Below are 2,859 nucleotides of genomic sequence, written 5' to 3' on the forward strand. Positions count from 1 at the left end.
ATTTTATCAGAAGTGGTCCTTATTTTAATTCAAAAATAATCAAAGCCGGTGAAATTTTACTCGTCGTAAAATTTCACCGGCTTTTTCATATCAGAGTTGGGTTTTGTCCCAGCCTCTTTATATTGGCTGTTTTTGCATTAATTGTTGCAGTTCGTCTTAGATATAAGCTCACGTTAGTTGCTAACGTTCGTGGTATCTTATCTTCTCTAGAGGCTATAACAATCATATTATACATATCAGTTACTAAAATACAGGTGAATAAACAACAAAGTTTACGAAAAGAGCTGTTACTTTTGTACGATCCTTATACATCTATGGTAATTTGAGCTTTTATATTATCTTAATTGACAAAAAAATGTAATATTATGGTAAGGTTAATTAGGTAGGTGTATTAGAATGAGCTTTCTTGAGCTTTCCTCTCATTAAATGTTGGAAAAGACATAAACATGTATACAACTAGAGCATTTGTAATGTTTTCTTCTTTAAACAATAACTATCGTAGGAGCTCGTTATAAAATAGCTGTAAATTAAAAAATTACTCATATGTGTTAGGAGGGAAAATATGGAGTTTTTCATTTATGCACTGCCAATTATTCTTTTTGTTCTTGGGTTGTATTTCATTTCGGAAAATTTTGAAACGAGAAGAAAATTAACCTACCCTCTAATTATTGCAAATATTGTACTTGCAATTCATTTATGCTTGCTAACAATAGTTGGTGGATGGGTGATATTAGGTACAGGAATGTTATCGGGTATTATCGTAATCATATGTTGGCTGATATTTATAATTATGAGCCGTTTTATTAAAAAAGAGAAGCAATTAGAAGAATAGATGGTGAAAGGGTTTTACTAATGATCGAGAAACTCATTTAGCTTAATATATGGAGAAGGAGGCGGGAGTTTCCATCGGTTACTATTTGTAAAGTTAAAAGAACTTAAACCTTTATAACAAATCGAGTGATTAACATATTATTTGCGTTTATCTAGCTTCAGCATCTACTCCCCTCGAGTCACTTAACATTTTACCAGAAGGCAAAAAGCGTCTTCAGTTGAAAATGTTCCAACGCTTGTCGAGGTTAAACAGTCGGCTCCACTTTTCTATTTGTCCAGCTCCAGCTCTTATCCCCTCGAGTCACTTCACCATTTCACCCAAAGGCAAAAAGCGCCTTCAAGTGAAAAGGCTCCAGTGCTTGTCGGGGATGACCAAGTCGCTTCCGCTTTTCTATATTGTCATAAAATATTTTGTTTTGGAGACGCTTACATAAGGGTGGTGTTCTTGATTTACTCACAGCCTTTCGCTAAAGTGGTATTTATAAAGATTTATTATTCAGTTTGGAGGTTAACAAGATGTCTTATATTAAGTTTGATTATTCAAAAGCATTATCGTTTTTTTCAGAACATGAAATTACATATTTACGTGATGCGGTAAAAGTAGCTCATCATTCATTGCATGAAAAAACTGGTGCAGGAAATGATTTTTTAGGGTGGGTTGATTTACCTACAGATTATAATAAAGAAGAATTCTCACGCATTCAAAAAAGCGCAGAAAAAATTAAAAGTGATTCTGAAATATTGTTAGTCATCGGAATCGGTGGATCATATTTAGGTGCACGAGCTGCCATTGATATGTTAAACCATTCGTTTTATTCATCGCTATCAAAAGAGCAAAGAACTACACCACAAATTATTTTTGTAGGTAATAATATTAGCTCGTCGTATATGAAAGATGTGATGGACGTATTAGAGGGCAAAGATTTCTCTATTAATGTCATTTCAAAATCTGGTACAACAACTGAGCCAGCTATTGCTTTCCGTATTTTCCGAAAAATGCTTGAAGAAAAATATGGAATTGACGAGGCAAGAAAACGAATTTATGCTACTACCGACCAAGCTAGAGGTGCGTTGAAAACACTGGCTACTGAAGAAGGATATGAATCATTTATCATTCCTGATGACGTAGGTGGTCGCTATTCAGTACTAACTGCTGTTGGATTATTACCAATCGCAGTTAGTGGTGCTAATATTGAAGAAATGATGCGAGGAGCTCAAGATGCTAGCAACGAATTTTCTAACTCAGAGTTAGAAGAGAACGGTGCTTATCAATATGCAGTTGTTCGGAATGTTCTTTACAATAAAGGTAAAACAATAGAAATGTTAATAAATTATGAACCATCACTTCAATACTTTGCTGAATGGTGGAAGCAGTTGTTTGGTGAAAGTGAAGGGAAGGATCAAAAAGGGATTTTCCCTTCATCAGCAAACTTCTCTACTGATTTACATTCATTAGGACAATATGTCCAAGAAGGTCGTCGTGATTTATTTGAAACGATCCTTCATGTGGAGAAACCTCGTCATGAATTAACGATTGAAGAGGCAAGTAGTGATTTAGATGGCTTAAACTATCTTGCTGGTAAAACAGTAGATTTCGTTAATAAAAAGGCATTTGAAGGTACGATGCTGGCTCACACAGATGGGGGAGTACCAAATTTAACGGTTTCAATCCCAGAACTTAATGAGTATTCATTCGGTTATTTAGTATACTTCTTTGAAAAAGCTTGCGCCATGAGTGGATATTTATTAGGTGTAAATCCATTTGATCAACCAGGTGTTGAAGCATACAAAGTAAACATGTTTGCACTATTAGGAAAGCCTGGTTTCGAAGAGAAGAAGGCTGAGCTAGAAAAGCGACTAAATGATTAAAAAATCAATGCAATATAATAAATAAAGCTTGAGGGGATAATAATATGTACCCTTTGTAAAGGACATTTAAAAAAAGACTATGCTACTTTAAGGAGATGATTTCTGTATTGAACAGGAGTCATCTTCTTTAAGTTCCATTGATATCTATAAATATTATAG

Annotated in this window: 3 protein-coding genes; all 3 read left to right on the forward strand. The window is 34.4% G+C overall.

The genetic code is table 11. The annotated features are described in order from the left end of the window. The coding region (locus tag ACSVDA_RS24675) for a hypothetical protein (RefSeq protein WP_485887060.1) at positions 1-326 on the forward strand (326 nt) is incomplete at its 5' end. A 236-nt stretch (positions 327-562) separates the two neighbouring features. Then, positions 563-832 (forward strand): hypothetical protein, encoded by a 270-nt coding sequence (locus ACSVDA_RS24680; protein WP_485887062.1) that lies wholly within the window; start codon positions 563-565, stop codon positions 830-832. 515 nt (positions 833-1,347) lie between these two features. Next, positions 1,348-2,700 carry a glucose-6-phosphate isomerase gene (locus tag ACSVDA_RS24685; RefSeq protein WP_485887064.1) on the forward strand — a complete coding sequence of 451 codons (1,353 nt, stop codon included), beginning with the start codon at positions 1,348-1,350 and terminating at the stop codon, positions 2,698-2,700. Positions 2,701-2,859: the final 159 nt, after the last annotated feature.

It is taken from the genome of Cytobacillus sp. Hm23, from assembly GCF_051842895.1.
Lineage (GTDB): Bacteria > Bacillota > Bacilli > Bacillales > SM2101 > Nanhaiella.

Coding starts and splice junctions, on each gene's coding strand:
- ACSVDA_RS24680 (WP_485887062.1), top strand. CDS start 563: ATGGAGTTTTTCATTTATGCACTGCCAATTATTCTTTTTGTTCTTGGG.
- ACSVDA_RS24685 (WP_485887064.1), top strand. CDS start 1,348: ATGTCTTATATTAAGTTTGATTATTCAAAAGCATTATCGTTTTTTTCA.